Source organism: Ruminococcus sp. OM04-4AA (assembly GCF_003462585.1).
In the GTDB taxonomy this organism is placed as follows: Bacteria; Bacillota; Clostridia; order Lachnospirales; family Lachnospiraceae; genus Mediterraneibacter; species Mediterraneibacter faecis.
The window spans coordinates 1-1,789 of sequence record NZ_QTZH01000135.1; the positions used below are offsets into that span (position 1 = coordinate 1).

General features: G+C 34.7%; 3 protein-coding genes. All 3 read right to left on the minus strand.

The features are described 5' to 3' along the window. On the minus strand, nucleotides 1–215 hold a 215-nt coding region (locus tag DXB52_RS15650), incomplete at its 3' end, for a hypothetical protein (RefSeq protein WP_147343399.1). 94 nt (nucleotides 216–309) lie between these two features. Beyond that, nucleotides 310–885 carry a DUF6560 family protein gene (locus DXB52_RS15655; RefSeq protein ID WP_118108039.1) on the minus strand — a complete coding sequence of 192 codons (576 nt, stop codon included), beginning with the start codon at nucleotides 883–885 and terminating at the stop codon, nucleotides 310–312. An 8-nt stretch (nucleotides 886–893) separates the two neighbouring features. Then, nucleotides 894–1,789: RHS repeat-associated core domain-containing protein (locus DXB52_RS15660; RefSeq protein WP_147338852.1), on the minus strand; the 896-nt coding region annotated here is incomplete at its 5' end.

The following is a 1,789-nucleotide window of genomic DNA, read 5'->3' on the forward strand; positions in this document are numbered from 1 at the left end:
GATACTCCTATAAATCCATTCATATATGTACTAAATCTTGGTTTAACAATCTTGTTATTTTTCCAAGCATTTCTAGCACGTGTAATTTGACTTCTATAGTACCTATCAGATTTAAAAATTTTATTTCCCCACTTAGTACCTTTTATTTTCCCAAAATTTCCCTCTATTTCTTTGATACCGTCTGTCGTTTTTTCATTTAACCATTTTTTTGCCAATTGACGCTGTAATAAGTACCTGACACCTCATCTCTTTGGTAGCCCGTATAACCAAACGGCTGTATCTTCCCCTGGTTCTGGTACAAAAATGGTATTATTTTCTATTCTTTTTTAATTGATTGACATAATATGATTTTACTGGTATTTTTCGCCTTTCTATATCATCCATAAATTCGCTTTTATCAACGCCTCCATCAATAGTAAATAACTTTTCTCCATTTACATAAACCCGAATAGAACTTTTCTTTCTCTCACAATATGTAATATCTCCAAACTGAAAATTTTTCTTATTTCCAAAAGTTGAACGCCATATAATTTCATCTCCATTGACTTCTAATTTCCATACCATCATATTTACTGTACCAACTATGCCAACTAAAAAAAAGAAGCCAAATACACATACAACAAATGTATCTTCTTGTTGTGCTATTCCCATAGCCATACAACAAGCAAAGAATATTGTACCTACAACAAACATTATTGCGAGTATTTTTTCGGTCTTTACAACATAATGTGTTTTTATAATCCCTTTTTTTTGTTCTTCTTCTCGTTCTTTCGCCTTCTTTTCTTGAAGTTTTATGATATATCCCAATACAACAAAAACAACAAGATATGGACCTACTTGTATAAACATTCTCAAAAACATGCGTATAAATTCATTCATCTCCATTATACCTCCTACGCTTCACATCGTTCAACATTATTTATTCCTTGTATAGTTCCCAATTCTAACATCAATACTTTTCCCATCATTTTCTTTCCAAAACTTTCATTTATGTCTTTGGCAGACTCCACCAATTTTTGCTTTAACCATTTTTTTCCTAGTTCATCTTGTAATATCTCAAGTTCCTTTACTTTTCTTGTTGCACGTTGATAACTTTGGCCTTTCATTCGCTTCTTTCCATATCCTGCCAAATGTAATTTTGCCTTATGCACATCATCATTAGTTTTTCTCAATTGTTCTTGGACAGTAGGTCCTTTCCCTTTAATTTTATATTTTCCAGCACCATAAGTTAAAGCATCAATACCTCCATCTATTACCACTGATCCCCAATTAACCTCACTCAATTTTTTATCGTCTGCATAAATTTGAGTTGCAACACTTGTCGCCGCTCCTGTAGCTCCTGTGGCAAGTACACCACCAACTATTCCTATTCCACTTCCTGCAATCCCACCTTTTATAGCCCCACCTATGGCATTTACAGCAACCTCTTTTAGATTTAACTTTCTATCCAAAATTATTTGTGTTGCAAGTGAAAATATTCCTGCTGTAGCAGCTCCAATAAAAGCTCCTGCAATAATTGTTGGAAATTCCCCATTGTAATCTGCATATATTAAAGAATTATTCCAACAATAACTATATCTATTAAGTGTTTCTGGATACTCAACAAAACCAACAATCAAATCCTGCTCTGCAAACCTTCCGTTCTCTGCGAGATATTCTCTCGCCTGGGCATAGTAGGTTCCTGCTATCTCATCTCTTTGGTATCCCGTATAGCCAAACGGCTGCATCTCCCCCTGGTTCTGGTACAGGTCTTCCCCAAAGGCTCCATATCCATAGCTCTCTTTGATTG

What these genes read in the sequence shown, in the direction of transcription:
- DXB52_RS15655 (WP_118108039.1), bottom strand. Translation starts at nt 885, where the DNA reads ATGGAGATGAATGAATTTATACGCATGTTTTTGAGAATGTTTATACAA.